Annotated in this window: 16 protein-coding genes; 10 read left to right on the top strand and 6 right to left on the bottom strand. The window is 49.8% G+C overall.

The window, feature by feature from the left end; translation table 11 throughout:
• The first annotated feature begins 28 nt into the window (after positions 1-28).
• The 7 genes from IE094_RS05610 (at position 29) to IE094_RS05580 (ending at position 7807) form a co-directional block, all read left to right on the top strand.
• Positions 29-2458 carry a tetratricopeptide repeat protein gene (locus tag IE094_RS05610; RefSeq protein ID WP_189639604.1) on the top strand — a complete coding sequence of 810 codons (2430 nt, stop codon included), beginning with the start codon at positions 29-31 and terminating at the stop codon, positions 2456-2458.
• 126 nt (positions 2459-2584) lie between these two features.
• Positions 2585-3199 (top strand): polysaccharide biosynthesis/export family protein, encoded by a 615-nt coding sequence (locus IE094_RS05605; RefSeq protein WP_189639603.1) that lies wholly within the window; start codon positions 2585-2587, stop codon positions 3197-3199.
• A 24-nt stretch (positions 3200-3223) separates the two neighbouring features.
• Positions 3224-4609 (top strand): hypothetical protein, encoded by a 1386-nt coding sequence (locus tag IE094_RS05600; RefSeq protein ID WP_189639602.1) that lies wholly within the window; start codon positions 3224-3226, stop codon positions 4607-4609.
• A 63-nt stretch (positions 4610-4672) separates the two neighbouring features.
• Positions 4673-6223 (top strand): VPLPA-CTERM-specific exosortase XrtD, encoded by a 1551-nt coding sequence (gene xrtD, locus IE094_RS05595; protein ID WP_229802073.1) that lies wholly within the window; start codon positions 4673-4675, stop codon positions 6221-6223.
• A gap of 126 nt (positions 6224-6349) precedes the next feature.
• Complete coding sequence (locus IE094_RS05590) at positions 6350-6868, top strand: pyridoxamine 5'-phosphate oxidase family protein (protein ID WP_189639600.1); 519 nt, start codon at positions 6350-6352, stop codon at positions 6866-6868.
• A gap of 90 nt (positions 6869-6958) precedes the next feature.
• Positions 6959-7282, top strand: coding sequence for a DMT family transporter (locus IE094_RS05585; RefSeq protein WP_189639599.1), 324 nt, complete (start codon positions 6959-6961; stop codon positions 7280-7282).
• A 36-nt stretch (positions 7283-7318) separates the two neighbouring features.
• The gene (locus tag IE094_RS05580; RefSeq protein ID WP_189639598.1) at positions 7319-7807 is read left to right on the top strand and encodes a hypothetical protein; all 489 of its coding nucleotides are present in this window, start codon (positions 7319-7321) and stop codon (positions 7805-7807) included.
• A gap of 41 nt (positions 7808-7848) precedes the next feature.
• Here the strand turns inward: IE094_RS05580 and IE094_RS05575 are convergent, their stop codons facing one another.
• Positions 7849-9015: a YHYH protein gene (locus IE094_RS05575; RefSeq protein ID WP_189639597.1), complete on the bottom strand. Its 1167-nt coding sequence runs from the start codon at positions 9013-9015 to the stop codon at positions 7849-7851.
• Between the two features lie 141 nt (positions 9016-9156).
• On the opposite strand from IE094_RS05575, the gene IE094_RS05570 reads away from it, so the two are divergent.
• Together IE094_RS05570 and IE094_RS05565 are read left to right on the top strand one after the other, a co-directional pair.
• Positions 9157-10032: a DMT family transporter gene (locus IE094_RS05570; protein ID WP_189639596.1), complete on the top strand. Its 876-nt coding sequence runs from the start codon at positions 9157-9159 to the stop codon at positions 10030-10032.
• Between the two features lie 68 nt (positions 10033-10100).
• A complete protein-coding gene (locus IE094_RS05565; protein ID WP_189639595.1) occupies positions 10101-10517 on the top strand; it encodes a hypothetical protein in 417 nt (138 codons plus the stop codon).
• Between the two features lie 6 nt (positions 10518-10523).
• Here the strand turns inward: IE094_RS05565 and IE094_RS05560 are convergent, their stop codons facing one another.
• On the bottom strand, positions 10524-11093 hold the full coding sequence (locus IE094_RS05560; protein WP_189639594.1) for a L,D-transpeptidase: 570 nt from the start codon (positions 11091-11093) through the stop codon (positions 10524-10526).
• A gap of 82 nt (positions 11094-11175) precedes the next feature.
• Complete coding sequence (locus tag IE094_RS05555) at positions 11176-12156, bottom strand: NAD(P)-dependent alcohol dehydrogenase (protein WP_189639593.1); 981 nt, start codon at positions 12154-12156, stop codon at positions 11176-11178.
• A 92-nt stretch (positions 12157-12248) separates the two neighbouring features.
• Between IE094_RS05555 and IE094_RS05550 the strand changes: the two genes are divergently transcribed.
• Positions 12249-13136, top strand: coding sequence for a LysR family transcriptional regulator (locus IE094_RS05550; RefSeq protein ID WP_229802071.1), 888 nt, complete (start codon positions 12249-12251; stop codon positions 13134-13136).
• Here IE094_RS05550 and IE094_RS05545 read toward each other — a convergent pair.
• From IE094_RS05545 to asnB, 3 genes are all read right to left on the bottom strand, one after another.
• Positions 13131-13721 (bottom strand): LysE family translocator, encoded by a 591-nt coding sequence (locus IE094_RS05545; protein ID WP_189639591.1) that lies wholly within the window; start codon positions 13719-13721, stop codon positions 13131-13133. The genes IE094_RS05550 and IE094_RS05545 overlap by 6 nt on opposite strands.
• A 775-nt stretch (positions 13722-14496) precedes the next feature.
• Positions 14497-15501 carry a glycosyltransferase family 2 protein gene (locus IE094_RS05540; RefSeq protein ID WP_189639590.1) on the bottom strand — a complete coding sequence of 335 codons (1005 nt, stop codon included), beginning with the start codon at positions 15499-15501 and terminating at the stop codon, positions 14497-14499.
• The gene (gene asnB / locus IE094_RS05535; RefSeq protein WP_189639589.1) at positions 15498-17387 is read right to left on the bottom strand and encodes an asparagine synthase (glutamine-hydrolyzing); all 1890 of its coding nucleotides are present in this window, start codon (positions 17385-17387) and stop codon (positions 15498-15500) included. The genes IE094_RS05540 and asnB overlap by 4 nt, the downstream gene beginning before the upstream one ends.
• Positions 17388-17416: the final 29 nt, after the last annotated feature.

Raw genomic sequence — 17416 nt, 5'->3', positions numbered from 1 at the left:
CGGCGCCCCTTTTCGCCAAAGAAAACGAATGTTAAATTCAAAAATATTGGGCTGCTTGGCTATTGTTTGTCTGTTGTTTCTGGCAGGGTGTGAATCCGCCGAAGAACGTGCAGAAAAACATTACCAAGCGGCCCTTACCTATTTGGCCGATGGCGACGAAGATCGCGCTATTATTGAATTTCGCAATGTATTTCAATTAAACGGCCTGCACAAAGACGCGCGCTTGGCCTATGCACGGTTGTTAAATGTGCGCGGTCCTCGGACCGAGGCTTACGGCCAATATTTGCGACTAGTCGAACAATTCCCTGATAATTTTGAAGGTTTGCGTGCGGTTGGTGAAATTGCACTCGAAACCAAAAATTGGAATTCACTGCGCCGCCATGCAACACGCGCCGCGGCAATTGATGGCAATGACCTTGTGGTCAAATCCTTGGTCGCGAATTTGCAATATTACGATGCGCTGGTCGAAAAGAACGAGCGCGATGTATTGGCAGCCACCGCCATTGGTAAAGATTTGATCGCACAAGATCCAACATTGGTACATGCGCATCGTCTGGTCATTGGCGATCATTTGCGCCAACAAAATTGGGAACCAGCATTGCGCGCGATTGATGATGCCTTGGCCCATAATCCCGATATGACGGATCTATTTTCGCTGCGCCTTGGGGTTTTGATTCAACTTGATCGCAAAGATGATGTGGAACAGCAGTTGAAAAACATTGTCGCGCGTTATCCAAATGACCCTGAATCAAAGTTGCGGCTGATCCGTTGGTATATCGCACAACAGGATTTGCCAGCGGCGGAATCTTATTTTCGCACGGTGATTGCGGGTGATCCAGATAATCAAAATCTACAGGTCGATTTAATTAACTTTATCGCAAAAACCCGTGGTGACGGTGCCGCGTTGGATGAAATCAACAGCGTGCTGGCGACAGCGCCAGCAAACGCAAAGCTGTTTCAATCGCTCAAGGCATCACTGCAATTTGAATCGGGTGATAAAATGGGTGCAATCGACCAAATGCGTGACATTTTACAAGATGCCCCAACAACAGCGAACACCAACACATACCGTTTGATCCTGACTGATATGTTGATCGCGACAGGCCAAACAGACGCTGCGCGCATTTTGGTGAACGAGGTGCTTAGCATTGATAAATACAATGCCAGCGCCACCAAGCATAAGGCGCGTTGGCAAATCGCGGCGGATCAAACCGCAGAGGCCATCGTGAATTTGCGTGGTGCGGTCGGCCAACATCCAAATGATGCGGAACTGTTGACCCTGATCGCAAGCGCACATGATCGCGAGGGGAGTCATGAGCTGAAATCCGAAATGCTGTCTTTGGCGGTAAAGGCGTCCGATAACGCACCAGATGAGTCGCTGCGTTATGCGGGGGTTTTGATGGCAAGTGACAAGGTCATTGCGGCCGAGGATACATTATTAAACGCACATCGCCAAAATCCTGAACATCCCCAGTTATTGATTGCCCTTGGCAATTTATATGTGACAACACAAAACTGGCGTCGGTTGGAAGACATCATTCCAAAACTGAACGCATTACAAACCCCCGGCGCCGTATCGGCGGCCAACAACCTGACCACCACCATGTTGCGCGCTCAGGATCGTTCTGCGGAGTTGGCGCAATTTATGCAACAGCTTGCCGCGACCACGGATGATACCAGCGCACAAGCAAATGCGACGATTATTGATACGTTCATTCGCCAAGAAAACTATCCCGCGGCGTTAGCGCATGCACAAAAACTGGAACAGATTTCGGATGATCCCGCGTTTTGGCAATATGTACAGGCTGGGATTTATGGCGCATCGGGTGATGTTGACGCCGCCCTTGCAATTTACAACGCGATTTTAGCCAAGGATGCCAGCCAAGAACGGGTTTGGGTTGCGAAATATCAGTTACAATTGGCAAATGATCTGGATGCAAACGCCACATTAACAGCCGCGCTTAACGCGGTGCCAAACAGTGGTTATCTACAATGGATCAACGCATCAAATTTGGAACATGCGGGCGACTATGATGGTGCGATTGCGGTTTATGAAAAACTGTATGAACAAAATTCAAAATCGGTCATGTTGGCGAATAATTTGGCAAGCTTGTTATCAAACCATCGCGATGACGCCGAAAGCTTGCAACGCGCATATACGATTGCGCGGCGCCTGCGCGATACAAAATCCGCCCCAGCACAGGATACTTACGGCTGGATCGCATATCTGCGCGGTGATTACCAAGAAGCATACCGTTATCTGTTCGCTGCCGCACATGATTTGCCCGAAGAATTGGCAGTGCAATACCATCTGGCAAAAACGCTCGCGGCGCTGTCGCGCGACACAGAAGCATTGCTTCAATTTCAAAATGTCGAAAAAATGCTAGACGCGGATTCGCCCCAAGCGTTCAATGATGATATAAAGAAAGAAATTTTACGCCTTACGGCAAAAAACTAGGCGGAATAGATGCGCAAACCCAGCGCGACAAATCTATCGCACCCGCCGCATATTTGTTCGAAAAAAGTTTTACAAACGCCAGTCTTGGCGTACACTTAACCTAATTTAAGATCGCGAGGTAAGATCATGTTTCGTTTCATAAGTAGTTTAATAATCTCTGTTTTCATCGCCACGACTGCTTTTGCGCAGGCGGGGTACCGTCTTAAGGCTGGTGATACGCTGCGTATCGAAATTCTAGAAGACGCCAACCTGAACCGTAGCGTGCTGGTGCTGCCTGATGGGTCCATAAATTTTCCTGCTGTTGGCACATTGCGCGCATCTGGTCGCACGGTTGATGCGATTACATCGACATTAACCAATGCATTGGCGCCCAATTACGCAAGCACACCAAACATTTACGTTTCCGTGGAAAAACTGGCCGTGCCGCGGGTACGCGTACCCACAGCACCAAAACCACCTGTGATGACAAATATCTTCGTTATGGGCGAGGTGAACACACCAGGATCACTAGAAGTGAAACCTGGTATCACATTGTTGCAAGCGATTGCGGCGTCTGGCGGGCTTACACGTTTTGCTGCGGAAAAACGCATTGAATTGCGCCGCACTGATCCAAAATCAAAATCCGAAGTGATTTATAAATTCAACTACAAAAACCCACGCGATTCCAACAGCATTGCGGGCAATACCGTATTGGGGCGTGGTGACGTTGTGGTTGTTCCAACAAGGCGTCTATTTGAATAAAACATAAAAATCGGGGAACGATTGATGAGCAGTCGAAAAAATATCGCCAGTTTTCTGGCCGCCCTTTTGGCGACCAGTGCACCTGTTTTTGCCCAAGATACACCCGAAGGCGGTGTAACCTTAACCTTTGGCGTCACCAGCAGGATCAGCGCAAATGATAATTTTTCGTTGGATGTTCCATCGCCGGGCACCTTGTATTTATGGGATAATATTCTGGATTTTCGCGCAGAAAACGTGAGCCAGAATCAACGCATCGCGTTAACATTCGAAGGCATCATGCGCGCATCAAAGGCGCCAGATGAATCCAACGATATTTCTTTTGATGATCCTGATTACGGCTTTGAATATGAACGCAACGGAGCGTTTGCCAATCTGGAAATTACTGCCGATGTTTCCAATGATGATCTGCGATTTTCTGACCCGTTATTGAGCAATGATAATCTGGGCGAAGATTCCATCAACAATAGTGACGGTAATCTGGAAATAAATCAGGCCGTGATCGTATTTGAAACGGGCATCGACAAACCCATCGGTTTTCGCGCGGAATTGCAGCATCAGAAAAACATGTACACCGATGTGACCGATCCCGATTTGAACGACAGCGAAACCAACAACGCGTTTTTAACCGCAAACTTGCGATTTTCGCCAGTGTTGCAGGGGCGCGTAACTTTTGATGCGTGGGATTATAAATCAACCGAGGATGGCGACCCGTATCAACGCACCCAAGAAGATCTTGGGTTTGAGCTGGACTATATCGCGTCACCAATTTGGACAATCAACGGGCGTATCGAATATACCGATGTTGAAGAATTGGACACAGGCGTGCGCGTTGATGGCGAACGTGGATTAGCGGGACGATTGGGTTTCACACGCGAATTTGCCGATGGCAGTTTTGGTATCGAAGCTGAAACTGAATTATCCGTAAATGGGCGACGCAACACATTTAAGTTAACCCGTGAAATCAATGCTAAACTATATGATTTGAACGGCAGTTTTGGCGTCACCAAAGGCCCCAGAGGCGGCACCGAATGGGTCGGGGGCCTTTCTGTGGTGCGCGATCTGAAATCTGGTTTGTTCAGCGCGCTTGTCAATCGCAGCTTTTCGACATCAGACGCGGGTTCAGACATTCAAACCACATGGGTTGATGTCGCCTATCGCCATTTAATCACAAACGAAAGTTCGGTTGTTTTTGGATATCAATATGCCCAAGTGGCCGATACTGGTTTTGACGATGTGGATGAAAAATCCACCAGCGAAATTCGCTTAGCCTATAACCGTGCGCTGACCCGTGACTGGGATATGCAAATCGGCGTTGCCCATCGCACATTGGACGAGGCAACAGCAAGTGACAAAGCCAAATCAAACGAAGTGTTTTTCCAGATCAGCCGCGAATTCACCATGCGCCCTTAACCGCTGGGTTTTTTGATGCACACTGGCACGAACCACATTGAAAACCGATCTTTTCTTGCGGCGATGAATCGCCGTGGGGTGGTGTTGTTTGTCGTGTTGATACTTGCCTCTGTGCCGCTGTTTTGGATTGGCTTGAAATCGCTGGGTGCGGCGTGGTCCACGGCAGAATACAGCCATGGGCCGCTGATCCCGATTGTATCGCTCTATCTGTTTTTGCGCGAATTGCGCCAAACGCCATTGCCCGATCATAATCCGTCCGATCGTTGGACGGGTGTGTTGGTGATTGCGCTATCTTTGATCATCGCTGTCTTTGGTAATATCGCGCATATCGCCGATATCGTCACATATGCGATGATTATTTGGGTCGCGGGTGTGGTGTTGGTCGTGTTTGGCTGGGGTCGTGGGCACCAACATCAATTGCCCGTATTGCACCTTATATTCATGCTGCCCTTGCCTCAGATTTTATATTGGAAACTGACCATTGTATTGCAACTCATTTCATCGGTTATCGGTGTTTGGTTGATTAAACTTGCGGGCGTTTCTGTGTTTTTAGAGGGCAACGTCATTGACCTTGGCGTGATGAAGTTACAAGTGGCAGAGGCCTGTTCGGGTCTGCGATACTTGTTTCCGATCCTTAGCTTTTCATATCTTTTTGCGATCCTTTATCGCGGGCCGTTTTGGCACAAAATTGTCCTGCTTCTGGCCGCAGCACCACTGACGGTATTGATCAATTCCCTGCGCATCGGGGTGATTGGTATTTTGGTAAATTCCTACGGTATCGAACAGGCCGAAGGTTTTTTACATTTCTTTGAGGGTTGGGTCATTTTTGTGCTGTGCATCGCGATCTTGTTTTTGATGGCAGTGGCATTGCAACGCTTAACCCCAAACCCAAAACCATTGTCAGAGGCGATTGATTTGGACACACAAGGTTTTGGAGCCATTTTGAACCGCATCTGGGGCATCCGCCCATCGCGTTCATTGGTCATTGCGGCAATAATTACATTGGCGGCATCTGGTGCGTGGATGATTGGGCGCGGCGGGGAAACGCGCGTGATGGATCGCGAACCATTTGCATTGTTCCCGCGTGATCTGGATGGCTGGTCAGGGGTCGGAAGCCTGCTTGACCCCGAAATCGAAACAGTGCTGGGCGCAAGTGATTATCTGAATATCAATTACACCAGCGCAACCGCGCCCAGTCATATCAACATGTTTGTCGCCTTTTATGAAAATCAAACCGATGGCTCGGGCATTCATTCGCCAGAGGTGTGCTTGCCCGTGGGTGGCTGGGAAATTTTCACGCTTGAACCTTATAATGTGCAAACCACATTGCCGGTGTTTGGTGGGTTCAACGTAAACCGTGCGATCATTCAAAAAGGGTTGTCGCAACAGTTGGTTTATTACTGGTTTGAACAACGCGGTGAACGGATGACAAACGATATTAAGGCAAAGTTTCGCGTCGTAATTGACGGCGTACGCACGGGGCGCACGGATGGCGCATTGGTGCGATATGCCACCCCGATTGTCGCGGGTGAAACGGCCGCAGACGCGGATGCACGATTGCAAGGTTTTTTACAAAATAGCTTGTCAGCGCTGCCCCGTTTTGTACCGTTATAACCGGAGATATGGTAACGAATTTGTTCGCGACATTTTTATTCAAAACCTTCCTGTATTCTGGAAAAATTGCAACAAATAGTTGCACTAATGTTCTCATTATGTTCACTTTGGAACTAGGAGGATGACATGGGGCAGGGTAAAAAACTCAACGGTACATTGCGCGAATTTATCGAAAATCAGGTGATGTTTTTCGTTGCCACCGCGGATGAAACGGGGCGGGTGAATGTTTCACCCAAAGGGCTGGATTCACTTCGCATCATGGATGACAACCGCATTATCTGGTTGAATCTAAGCGGCAGCGGCAATGAAACCGCGGCACATGTGGCTGCAACGGGGCGCATGACCTTGATGTTTTGTGCCTTCGATGGTGATCCAATGATCCTGCGCACCTATGGCACGGCGCGGGTGTTTCATCCACGTGATCCCGAATGGAACATGCTGGCGCAACATTTCCCACCCATGGCTGGCAGTCGGCAAATTTTTGATCTGACCATCGATTTGGTGCAGACGTCATGTGGCACGGGCGTGCCGATCATGGATTTTCAACGTTCGCGCGGTGAAACGGAATTGGTGCCCTATTTCGACGATCTTGGCGCGGATGGTGTTGATGGGAAACCAACGGGGATTTTCGCCACAAAAGCCTAAACCCACATTATTTTGGAAACTAGTGAAGATTACCACTGTTTTCTATTCGCTTATGACGCAGAATTTTTGAACCCCACAAACGGTGTTCAAATGATGTATACATTTCAAAATCCCGTTTTTTTGATCGCATTATCTGCGCTTGGTTATGCCTTGGCGACACTGGCGATGAAACATATGGCCGATACCCCATCCATTTGGCCACTGATTTTCATTATCGGATTTTTCGCCACAGCCATACTGTTTGAAATCATTGTGCTGCGCCAAGAAAATCTAGCATTCACCTATGTCGCTATTCTCGCGCTAGAGGCATTGCTGGTTGTCATCATTTCAATCTTTATTGGCGAAAGCCTGAGCATGCGCGAAATTACGGGTGGCATTATCGTTTTGATCGGTGCCGCTGTTTTATGGGGCTAAGGCATAATTTTCACATCAATTTTGAAAGGAAATATAATGTTCAAAGCAATTTTATTGACCACATTGATCATCCTACCCGTTGGCGCATTTGCCCAAGACGAACCTTTAAACACAATTGGGTTTTGCCGAATTGATGGAGTGGAAGGGGGTATTGATGATCGCACACGCACCCGTTTTGCCTGTATCGGTAGCCCACAATCCGTCGCGACAAGTGCCGCCGCAGATGCTGGTCAAGCCGCACTGGACTGCCCCGCACTTGATGTGGCGCGCGCGCAAGCGCGATGCGAAGCATCTGGCAAAGAATTTATGCCAGCCGCAACATTACACATTGATGTTCAGCGCCAAGACGGCACCAATAGTCGCGAACGCGCTGCCGTTTCTGTGAAGCGTATTGGTGCGGGTGGCATTTGTACATTTTCACGCGTGGTTGACGTGCGCAATGACACCAGCGGGCAATGTTTGTGGTGGCCACGTGCGCGTTCACGTGTGACCACGCGCAACTATTGCGGCTATATTTGTAGATAAAAATACCGCACGGCGCCCCATGACGCCGTGCGGGCACCAATTTAGCGTTGTGGCGGCGGTGGTAATGCACCGCGCAATGCGTCCTCGCTGACATTCAGCATTTCGGCAGCCTTGCTAAAATCCAACTGCGGTCCACCCGCGGCGTTTATTGCTTGCATCAAGGCATCTTCGCTAACACCCAGTTCAATCGCTGCTTTGTCAAACCCTGGGGGCAGACCGCGGTGTTGATCTGGTGCACCAGGGCCCACATCGCGAAATTCAGCGGCGGCACCCACCCCCGCACTGGCGGTGGTGGTGAAATTATTTTGCGCCTGAACACCCGACAGACATGTGGGAAGGTTCGGGAAATCCAATGTGGTGTGATAATGATATTCACCATCTGGCGCATTTGGCGTAACGCCAATATGCCCATCACATTCATCCAAACCCGTTGGCGTTGCACCGTCCATTTCTTGGCTGCCAAACATGGCAAACCCATCGAATGCATATCCAAATTGTGCGCTGGCTTGTTGTTCTACTTCGCCACAATGCGCATCAACGCCGTGCGCGCGATACACATCATCAATATCTGTCGATGTCGCGTGCCAGTGATACCAGCCACCCGGATCTACATGCCCGCCACAGGTATCAAGCGCGGGCAAATGTCCCGTCACCGCAACCGATGGCGCATCGGAAAAAATGGGCACACCATCAAGTGCCAGCCCAACCTTGTTCACCGTACGCAATGCAGTGGCGTTTTCGGCCATTACTGGCGTCATTGGCAATAGAATGGTCATCTCAGCCCCTTCTGATGCCTCAACTGCGATACAGGCATGATCAACGGTGGGGCGCACGGTTGCGTTATCAATCATATGTACATGGCCGTCGCCATCCGTGAAATCATAACCTTGATCCGCCAGCATGTAAAAGAATTCACCGTCCAATCGATACAGACCCGCTTCTTCGCCATCCCAGTCCCAGATGCCGCCAGCGTCATCAACTGTTGCGGGGCAAAACGGACCAATGCCGAGGTTATCTGGTTTGTATTTCACAACAATCTGCGCACATTGCGACGCTTCGCCGTTTTCCAATGTACATGCCACAACTGTTGGTTCGCTGACCAATGCATCCGCGCCAAATGCCGACAAATCAATACCGGAATAGGCCATCGACCCCATCATCACACAGGCAGGCGAAACGCTCGCAAATAAACAAATTTTTGACCACATGGTAAACCTTTCTTAGAACCTCTATACGCCAATACGAACGACGCCACAGTTTCTGTTGCATTCCACAAAAAAGTATCATCCTTTGGTGAAAAATTTTACCAGGTGCGGCGCAGTGTTGCATTTCAATACAACGGATCGCCAATGCCCCAAAATACCCCCCAAAACGCAAACCTGATCGGAAGCCTTTGGATGATTGCCGCCATGTTTGGTTTCGCGATCGAGGATGCGTTGATCAAGGCCACGTTTAGCGCCCTGCCCGTCTGGCAAATCTTGGTGATGTTTGGGCTGGGCGGTGCATTGGTGTTTGCAACCGTTGCGCACCGCGCGGGCGAACAATTATTCCCAAAGACAGTGTTGTCCACCCCAATGCGCATTCGTATGTTTTTCGAAATTTTCGGGCGCCTATTTTTCACATTGGCAATCACGCTCACCCCATTGTCCACCACCACGGTGATTTTACAGGCAACACCAATTGTTGTGGTCGCAGCGGCGGCGGTTTTATTTGGTGAAACTGTTGGATGGCGGCGTTGGTTGGCGATTTGTATCGGGTTGTTGGGCGTATTGGTGATATTGCAGCCCACACCAGCCAGTTTTACGCCCATGTCGCTATTGGCAGTGTTTGGCATGATTGGCTTTGCGGGGCGGGATCTTGCCAGCCGCGCCGCCCCAGCGAGCCTGAGTACCGCGATATTGGGGATATACGGGTTTCTCGCACTCGCCATCGCGGGGGTGGTTTACGCATTTTTCGAACATGCCGCCCCAGTGATGCCAGATATGAAAAACAGCGCGTTTATCATTGCGATCATCGTCGTTGGGGCAATGTCCTATGCCAGCTTGATGAAGGCCATGCGCACGGGCGAGGTTTCGGCCGTGACACCGTTTCGCTATTCTCGGTTATTGATCGGCATCGCCTTTGGAGTGCTATTTTTCAACGAAACATTGGATACGCGTATGCTGATTGGATCGGCCTTGATCGTGGCTGCGGGTGTGTTCCTGTTGATCCGCGGGAAAAAGTGATCCACGTCACAGACAACAATCGTTAACCGTGCTAGGCTGATCAACATCCAATCACAAAAGGAATGATCATGCCTTGGTATTCCGTCAAACCCGTACTTTGTCTTTTTGCCATCGCTGCAGTGGCAAGCTGTGATCCACGCGCTGGTGTGGAACAAGTTGATCTGGTGCCTGAACGCGCCGCTGGAACACAAGGCGCAAATGGGTTTTGTCAGCGTGATGATTTAGGGCTGTATGTGACAGTGCGCAATCAATCCAATATTGATGCGCTACAATCCACTATCACGCGGGTAACATTCGACAGCGATACGCAGGATTTATCGACACCACCCATCGCGGCGGGGTCAATGGCCACTGTTGGGCCATATCCCATACCGTCTGGATGTTTTAATGCAGATTGTAGTTTCACCATTCACGTGAACCAAAATCGACTGTTTATCGACGAGTTTGGCGATAATAATACCGCCGATGGCATTTGCATCGGCTAGCGGGTGCTACAGAATCAAAACCTGAGTACCCACGGGCGTGATCGCAAACAGTTCCTCAATTTTTTCGTTATACAAACCGATACAGCCACTCGACGAACGCCGACCAATTTTGCGCGTGTCATGCGTGCCGTGAATTAAATAGGCGGGCCATGACAAATACATCGCATGTGTGCCCAACGGATTGCCTGGACCGGGGGGCATGTATTTCAATTCTGGATCGCGCTTCAACATGTTTTGCGTTGGCGTCCAATCGGGGCCCACACGTTTGCGCACAATTTCGGTATAGCCGCGTTTTGTCAATTCTTCGGACATTGGGATTGAAGTTGGGTATACGCGATAATCGCTCGCATCGCCGTTCCAGTAGTGTAACGCACGGGATCCTGTATCAGCGATAATCGCGCCAATGCCAAGGGTATCAAAATGATCGCGCCAATCTTGTTTACGCCAACCCGACAGATTGCGCCGCACAGGATCAACGCCCGTCGCGCCCAATGCCAAATTTGGTGTGGTCAAAGACGCAATCGCCCCAGCCCCCGCAATCAACGCACTGCGCCGTGAAAATGTATTTTTTGACATGTCCGTCTCCGATATTTTTGCAATCGGTATCAGACCAATTTTGCCCCCGCAATATACGGCCAAACACAGTTGTGTGACCGTGTTATCCTTGCGCCATGTCGATCACCACATTACCCCGTTTGCGCCCGCTGTCCACGTGATGATGCGCCGCTACGATTTCATCCAGTGGATATGTTTTTTCGATTACAGTTTTGATCACACCGGTTTCAAACAACGGCTTTAACGTCATCAAGATCTCGTTGATCTGATCATGGGGCAACATGCCAACGGCGGCGAACTTTGCGCGTTTACCGCCGGATTTAGATGTTCGCATTTGTTGCAACAACAGCCCTAACGATAACACAGGACAGATATATCGCCCCCCTTTACGCAACGCGTATTTGGCGCGTGCAAAGCGACTGGTGCCAACGGTGTCAAATATCAGGTCATAGGCATTGTTGGTTTTGGTAAAATCCTGCGTTTTACGATCTATCACGGCATTCGCGCCCAGCGATAAAACCATATCGTGGTTATCCGCGCTGCACACGGCCGTAACATGCGCACCCAGATGCTTGGCAATCTGAATCGCGGCCGTACCCAGACCACCAGACGCGCCGTTGATCAACACACGATCACCCGCGCCAACACCGCCTACGGATTTTAAAAAATGATATGACGTTACCGCTCCATCGCTGATTGGGGCGGCTTGTTGCATGGATAATCCATCGGGCAGATGCATCATCGCGCTGGTTTCTGGCACGACCACATATTGGGCATAGGCGGAAAATAACATGCCTGTTTCTCCGCAAACCTGATCACCAATTTGAAATCGCGTGACACCTGCGCCAACGCTGCGCACTACCCCTGCAAGAGCCGTGCCAGGGATTGGGCGTTTTGGGCGCCAGAACCCAAGGACGAGACGCGCGAAAAACGGATCGGCGCGGCGTATCATCGTATCGGCACGCGTGGCCGCACTGGCGTGAATTTCAATCTGAACCTCACCCGATTTGGGTGTCGGTGTTGGCATATCGACCAGTTTTAAAACCTCTGGTGCGCCGTATTTGGTGCAAACAATCGCTTTCATACCCAAGACTCCTGTTTTGTTTGTTCGCTCTATATCAATGCAATTGCGCATTTAAAATTGACCAAAATCGCAGATTTGATATGCATATGTGTATGGAATGGCGAAATATCACATTTGATTGGAACCGAGCGCGTGCATTTCTTGTTACCGCAGAGGAAGGATCATATTCCGCTGCCGCGCGCGCATTAAATATGGCGCAACCCACATTGGGGCGACAGGTGGATGCGCTGGAACGCGACTTGGGGGTTGTTCTGTTTCAACGCGTGGGGCGTGGTTTGGCGTTAACGGATGCGGGGCTGGATTTATTGGCGCATGCGCGCAAAATGGGTGATGGGGCAAATGAATTGGCGCTGGCGGCGGCGGGACAATCGCAAACCATCGCGGGCACGGTGCGCATTTCCGCCAGCGATGTTTACGCAGCCCATTTGTTACCCGCAATCATTGCCAAGCTGCGCAAATCCCATCCTGCGATCAATGTTGAAATCATCGCATCCCACACAACCAGCGATCTGCGACGACGCGAGGCAGACATTGCATTGCGTAATTTTCGCCCAGCGGAACCCGATTTAATTGCCAAGAAAATCCGCGATGTTCCCGCGCGTTTGTATGCGACGTCTGAATATCTGGAACGCATTGGCACCCCCAAAACCCCCGCCGATTTATCACGCGCAGAATTTATTAGTATCGATAACTCGGGCATGTTCATGCGGGTTCTCAATGAGCAGGGGCTGAACCTGACCTCTGATAATTTTCCGCTGTTCACCGAAAATTATTTGGTGATGTGGGAAATGGTGAAACAGGGATTGGGCATCGGTGTCTTGGATGGGTATATCGGTGATGCTGAACCCCGCGTTGGCCGTGCATTGCCTGATTTTCCCCCATTGATGTTTCCCATTTGGCTGGTTGCGCACCGGGAATTGGCCAGCAGTAAACGCATCCGCGTGGTGTTTGATTTGCTCGCGTCCCAATTGGCGTTATGACAACAACATCCAAATCGCCACGCCCGCCAAGATCACCCCGAACATCATATTCAATTTTCGCGCCGTATCAGGTGTGCGAAACCGTGCTGCGATTTGGTCGCCAATGGTAATCCATACGATAAATGCGATCAGGTTATTGATGGTGAACACCGTTGCGATGACCACCACGAATCCACGCGGATCGCCGGGTGCCAAAAATTGCGTGAACATCAGCGCAATGATGACATAGGCCTTTGGGTTCAAAATCAGCAACACCACCCCGTCAATAAATGATGCGGGCTTGGCCACCCGATCCCCTGCCAATGCGCCCGAACGAAACATTTTCCATGCAAGCCAAAGAACATAAACCGATCCCGCAATTTTCAGCGCGCCAAAAACCTGTGGTTGGCTGTCCACCGCACGGGCAAAGCCAAGCCCAATTGCCAAGGTCACAATCCACGTTGCCACGTGATATCCGATATTGGCAGGAATGGTGGATCGAAATCCAAACCGCGCGCCATTAGCGGCGAAAAACATATTGCCCGGTCCCGGGCTATACGCGAGGGGGAATAGAAAAATAATCAGAGCAGTGATGATTTGAAACATGGGGCATGCTTTCGTTGGATGGTGTTTATCTAGCGAAAACAAATGAAATCACGCGACCCGTTTCTTGCGCTTTGTTATCAAATGCGCAGATGTCATCATCACAGGTGCCGGATTATGGAGCTGATGGCGTATAAACCAAACTAGGTTTCGCTGCGAAACCTCTTGATTTTTTGCGTGTTTATAAGATGTATCGCTGCGAAACCCAGCGGGGGAGAACCCGTTATCCTGTGGTAACTGCTGTTTGATTGCGACAGATATAAGATTTTATGAAAAAGTAAGCGCATGTTGCGGTTGCGCCAAAAATGCTTGCGATAATGTAGATTGCAAATGCAAATATTAGCGGGATTCCAACAACAAGTGATGAAACGCTTGCTGTGAGGCCAAAAAGAATGCCTATGCCGATTATTGCAAGTATCATTTCAATCTCCCGAGATGCGCCAATCGCACCGTTACCGTTCTGTTCACACTCAAATTTGAGCGGATATTTAAGGCAAAACTAAGACACAATTCGCGTATTATTGTTACTGACGTTGCGTCCCGCCTCCCCAATTTACTTATGGTTACGCCGGTATTTTGTACTAAGTACTTAAAATGATAGGAAAATATTTACACAATTCCTTTAACGATACCTTATACTTAGAGTTGCAGAAAATCGTTACTAGAGTCTTAATCGGGATCGAAATAAGCGAAACTTTGCGCAATAACCTATCTATTTAGACAGGTTTCTATCCCAAAAGACAATAATATTCAACCTACAGTTGTATAAATGATTCGCTTACAACCATTTGGAAAAGGCCCGATCCCGCGCCTCTGGCGCGATGCGGTCATGGATATGTTTGGGGGGTGACATATTGTTCAAACCAAACCAAGCACCCTGCGCATTTTCGCGCCCGTCCTTTAACCTGATTTTTACCACTTTGAGCAATGTATAGATATAAGCAATTGGTAGCGCTCGTTTATTGAACCGCGCCATAAACCACATCCGATTTCGAAAATTGAAATAATTGGAAAACCCAGATGCCGCCGTGTCGTGACCACCCGAACCAATGGCCGTGCCGCCATGATGATGCACCAAGGCCCCATCACACCAAGTGAGGGGCAGATCACCGCGGCGCATGGCCCAATCGACCTCTTCGTAATACAAAAAATAATCTTCGCGCATCAATCCAACGGTTTCGATGAATTTGCGCGATGCCACCAGATTGGCACCCGATATGAAATCAAGCGAGTCGATATGGGGGCGAATGGCGGTATCTGCGTTGGCGCCTTGGTTCAAATTGGAACACACCCCTGTCCAGCGGTTCACCCGCCCACCGTCCGATTGAATGGCGCGATCCGCGCGATTGTATAACACCCGCGACCCCATCAGCGAAAAATCCCCGGCACGCGCTGCATGGGCGGCAAAATCGCTGGCGGTGGTGCTTTCGACCTCGCAATCGGGGTTAAGTACCCAGAACAATCCGACATCGGGGTCCTGTTGCAGATAGGCAAGACATTGGTTCACCCCGCCTGCATATCCCAGATTGACATCGGCGTTGATCATTGTGACGTGGGCGTCAATTTTGCTAAACTTGGTATCTTGCCCAACCTCTTGGAATGACACACCTGCATTGGCGGCCCATGTGCGGATTAATGCGCGGCTGTTGTCTGGGGATGCATTATCACAGACCACGATTTTTAAATCGTTATAATCGGATGTGAGCAAGCTGTTCAAACAATCCTCGATCACATCGGATGATGCAAAGCTGACGATTGCAACGCCAATGGTTTTCTGTGTCATGCGGCCACCTTTGTCGTTGTGTGATCGCCAAGTTTGCGCAGGAAGATTTCCAACGACATCAGCGACCAGAGCTGTTTTTCGTGATTGTGTTTTTGGCTTTGATGTTCGATCCAGATTTTGTGCAAAACCGCGCGATCATAATATGCGCCCGATTTGGAATTGTTGGAAAACAGCAATTCATGTGCGTAATCTTTCAATTGTCCGCGCAGCCATTTTTGAATCGGCACTTTGAACCCCGACTTGGGGCGATCAAGCACGGCCTGTGGCACCGCGTCTTTCATCGCCAAGCGCAGGATATTTTTGCCCACGCGTCCATCCAAAAATGCCTGTGGTGGCAGGGTGGCAACAAATTCACACAGCTTGGTATCCATAAACGGCATGCGCCCCTCGATCGAGGCGGCCATTGTCATGCGATCGCCGCGTTCCAACAATGTGCCGGGCAACCAAACCGATTTATCAAAACGCAACACCCGTGAAAGATTGGATTCGCCATTGTCGCGTTCATCATCCCAAACAAAAGGTTGGTAATTCGCAAACAAATCAGGCGCCAGCGTGGCGGCGTCTTTGGGGGTGAGCAGACCAAACCAAGATGCCTGACGATCCAGAAAATCCCGTTGCCCTGCGGCACGAAGCATCACGCCAAGGCGGCGCATTTTATAGGGCAAGTTTTTATTGATAATCCCAATCGCACCATCCAGCGGGGCAGGGGTGAAGCGTTGGTAATTGTGAATATAATTATCGCCCCAATATTTTGGGTAGCCTGCCAAAAGTTCATCCGATCCTTCGCCAGATAACACGACCTTGACGTGTTTTGCCGCCAAATGCGACAGGTAGTGCAACGGCACATCCGCCATTTCGGACAATGGCGCACCGCGTTGCCATGTGATGGGTTCGATTTGCGACAGGTAATCATCGGGGGTGATGTTTAATTCGTGGTGATCCGAATTGTATTTTTCCGCCACCAACCGCGCGGCCCATGTTTCGGAATATTCGGCGTCTTCAAACCCGATGGAAAATGTTTTCACAGGTTTGCCCGAAATTTCTGTCATCAATGCAACAAGTGCAGAGCTGTCCAAGCCACCTGACAAAAACGCACCAAGGGGTACATCGGATCGCAGACGTAATCGCACAGCCTCTGACAATTCTTCGCGAAATTCGGCAACGGTATCATCGTTCATTTCGCGCAAAGATTCCTGATCGGGGATGGTGTAATATTTGTGGATGGTAAATCCGCGTTCGGACCAAATGGCGAAATGACCGGGGGGGATTTCGGCAACCCCATCCACCAGCGTATTTTCCCCCGGCACATATTTCCAAATCAAATATTGCGCCAATGCGTTTTCATTCAGGCTATTTTCAAAATTGGGATGTTCAACAAGGCTGGCAAATTCAGAGCCAAAGACAATGTGTTGATGGGTGCGAAAATACAGCAGTGGTTTTTTGCCAAATGGATCACGCGCCATAAACAATTCTTGTTTTTGTTTGTCCCAAATGGCGAATGAAAACATGCCGCGCAGCCTGTTCAAACAATCCGCACCCCAATGGGCGAATGCCCGCAGCAAAACCTCTGTGTCGGATTGGGTTTCGAAATGTTCACCCAACATCCGCAGATCTTCGCGCAGTTCGACATAGTTATAAATTTCGCCGTTATAGGTGATCGAATAACGTTCATCGTCGATATGAAACGGTTGTGCGCCCGCGGCCAGATCAATGATCGACAAGCGGCGATGGCCAAGCGCGATGGTGGAATTTTCGCTGTCGGTATCGGTGAAAAAATGCCCCTGCCCATCGGGGCCGCGATGGGCGATGGCATCGGTCATGCGTTGCAAAATATTGCGACACTCGCTTGTTGAACGCGGCGATGTAAAACCCGCAATTCCGCACATGGGAATACTCCTGAATTAGGGCGGCAAAA

The organism is Paramylibacter ulvae (genome assembly GCF_014652655.1).
Taxonomy (GTDB): Bacteria; Pseudomonadota; Alphaproteobacteria; order Rhodobacterales; family Rhodobacteraceae; genus Amylibacter; species Amylibacter ulvae.
Note: the sequence above shows the minus strand (reverse complement) of the source record. Positions and strands in the feature narration are given on the sequence as shown.

What these genes read in the sequence shown, in the direction of transcription:
- IE094_RS05610 (WP_189639604.1), top strand. Translation starts at nt 29, where the DNA reads ATGTTAAATTCAAAAATATTGGGCTGCTTGGCTATTGTTTGTCTGTTG.
- IE094_RS05605 (WP_189639603.1), top strand. Translation starts at nt 2,585, where the DNA reads ATGTTTCGTTTCATAAGTAGTTTAATAATCTCTGTTTTCATCGCCACG.
- IE094_RS05600 (WP_189639602.1), top strand. Translation starts at nt 3,224, where the DNA reads ATGAGCAGTCGAAAAAATATCGCCAGTTTTCTGGCCGCCCTTTTGGCG.
- xrtD (WP_229802073.1), top strand. Translation starts at nt 4,673, where the DNA reads ATGAATCGCCGTGGGGTGGTGTTGTTTGTCGTGTTGATACTTGCCTCT.
- IE094_RS05590 (WP_189639600.1), top strand. Translation starts at nt 6,350, where the DNA reads ATGGGGCAGGGTAAAAAACTCAACGGTACATTGCGCGAATTTATCGAA.
- IE094_RS05585 (WP_189639599.1), top strand. Translation starts at nt 6,959, where the DNA reads ATGATGTATACATTTCAAAATCCCGTTTTTTTGATCGCATTATCTGCG.
- IE094_RS05580 (WP_189639598.1), top strand. Translation starts at nt 7,319, where the DNA reads ATGTTCAAAGCAATTTTATTGACCACATTGATCATCCTACCCGTTGGC.
- IE094_RS05575 (WP_189639597.1), bottom strand. Translation starts at nt 9,015, where the DNA reads ATGTGGTCAAAAATTTGTTTATTTGCGAGCGTTTCGCCTGCCTGTGTG.
- IE094_RS05570 (WP_189639596.1), top strand. Translation starts at nt 9,157, where the DNA reads ATGCCCCAAAATACCCCCCAAAACGCAAACCTGATCGGAAGCCTTTGG.
- IE094_RS05565 (WP_189639595.1), top strand. Translation starts at nt 10,101, where the DNA reads ATGCCTTGGTATTCCGTCAAACCCGTACTTTGTCTTTTTGCCATCGCT.
- IE094_RS05560 (WP_189639594.1), bottom strand. Translation starts at nt 11,093, where the DNA reads ATGTCAAAAAATACATTTTCACGGCGCAGTGCGTTGATTGCGGGGGCT.
- IE094_RS05555 (WP_189639593.1), bottom strand. Translation starts at nt 12,156, where the DNA reads ATGAAAGCGATTGTTTGCACCAAATACGGCGCACCAGAGGTTTTAAAA.
- IE094_RS05550 (WP_229802071.1), top strand. Translation starts at nt 12,249, where the DNA reads ATGGAATGGCGAAATATCACATTTGATTGGAACCGAGCGCGTGCATTT.
- IE094_RS05545 (WP_189639591.1), bottom strand. Translation starts at nt 13,721, where the DNA reads ATGTTTCAAATCATCACTGCTCTGATTATTTTTCTATTCCCCCTCGCG.
- IE094_RS05540 (WP_189639590.1), bottom strand. Translation starts at nt 15,501, where the DNA reads ATGACACAGAAAACCATTGGCGTTGCAATCGTCAGCTTTGCATCATCC.
- asnB (WP_189639589.1), bottom strand. Translation starts at nt 17,387, where the DNA reads ATGTGCGGAATTGCGGGTTTTACATCGCCGCGTTCAACAAGCGAGTGT.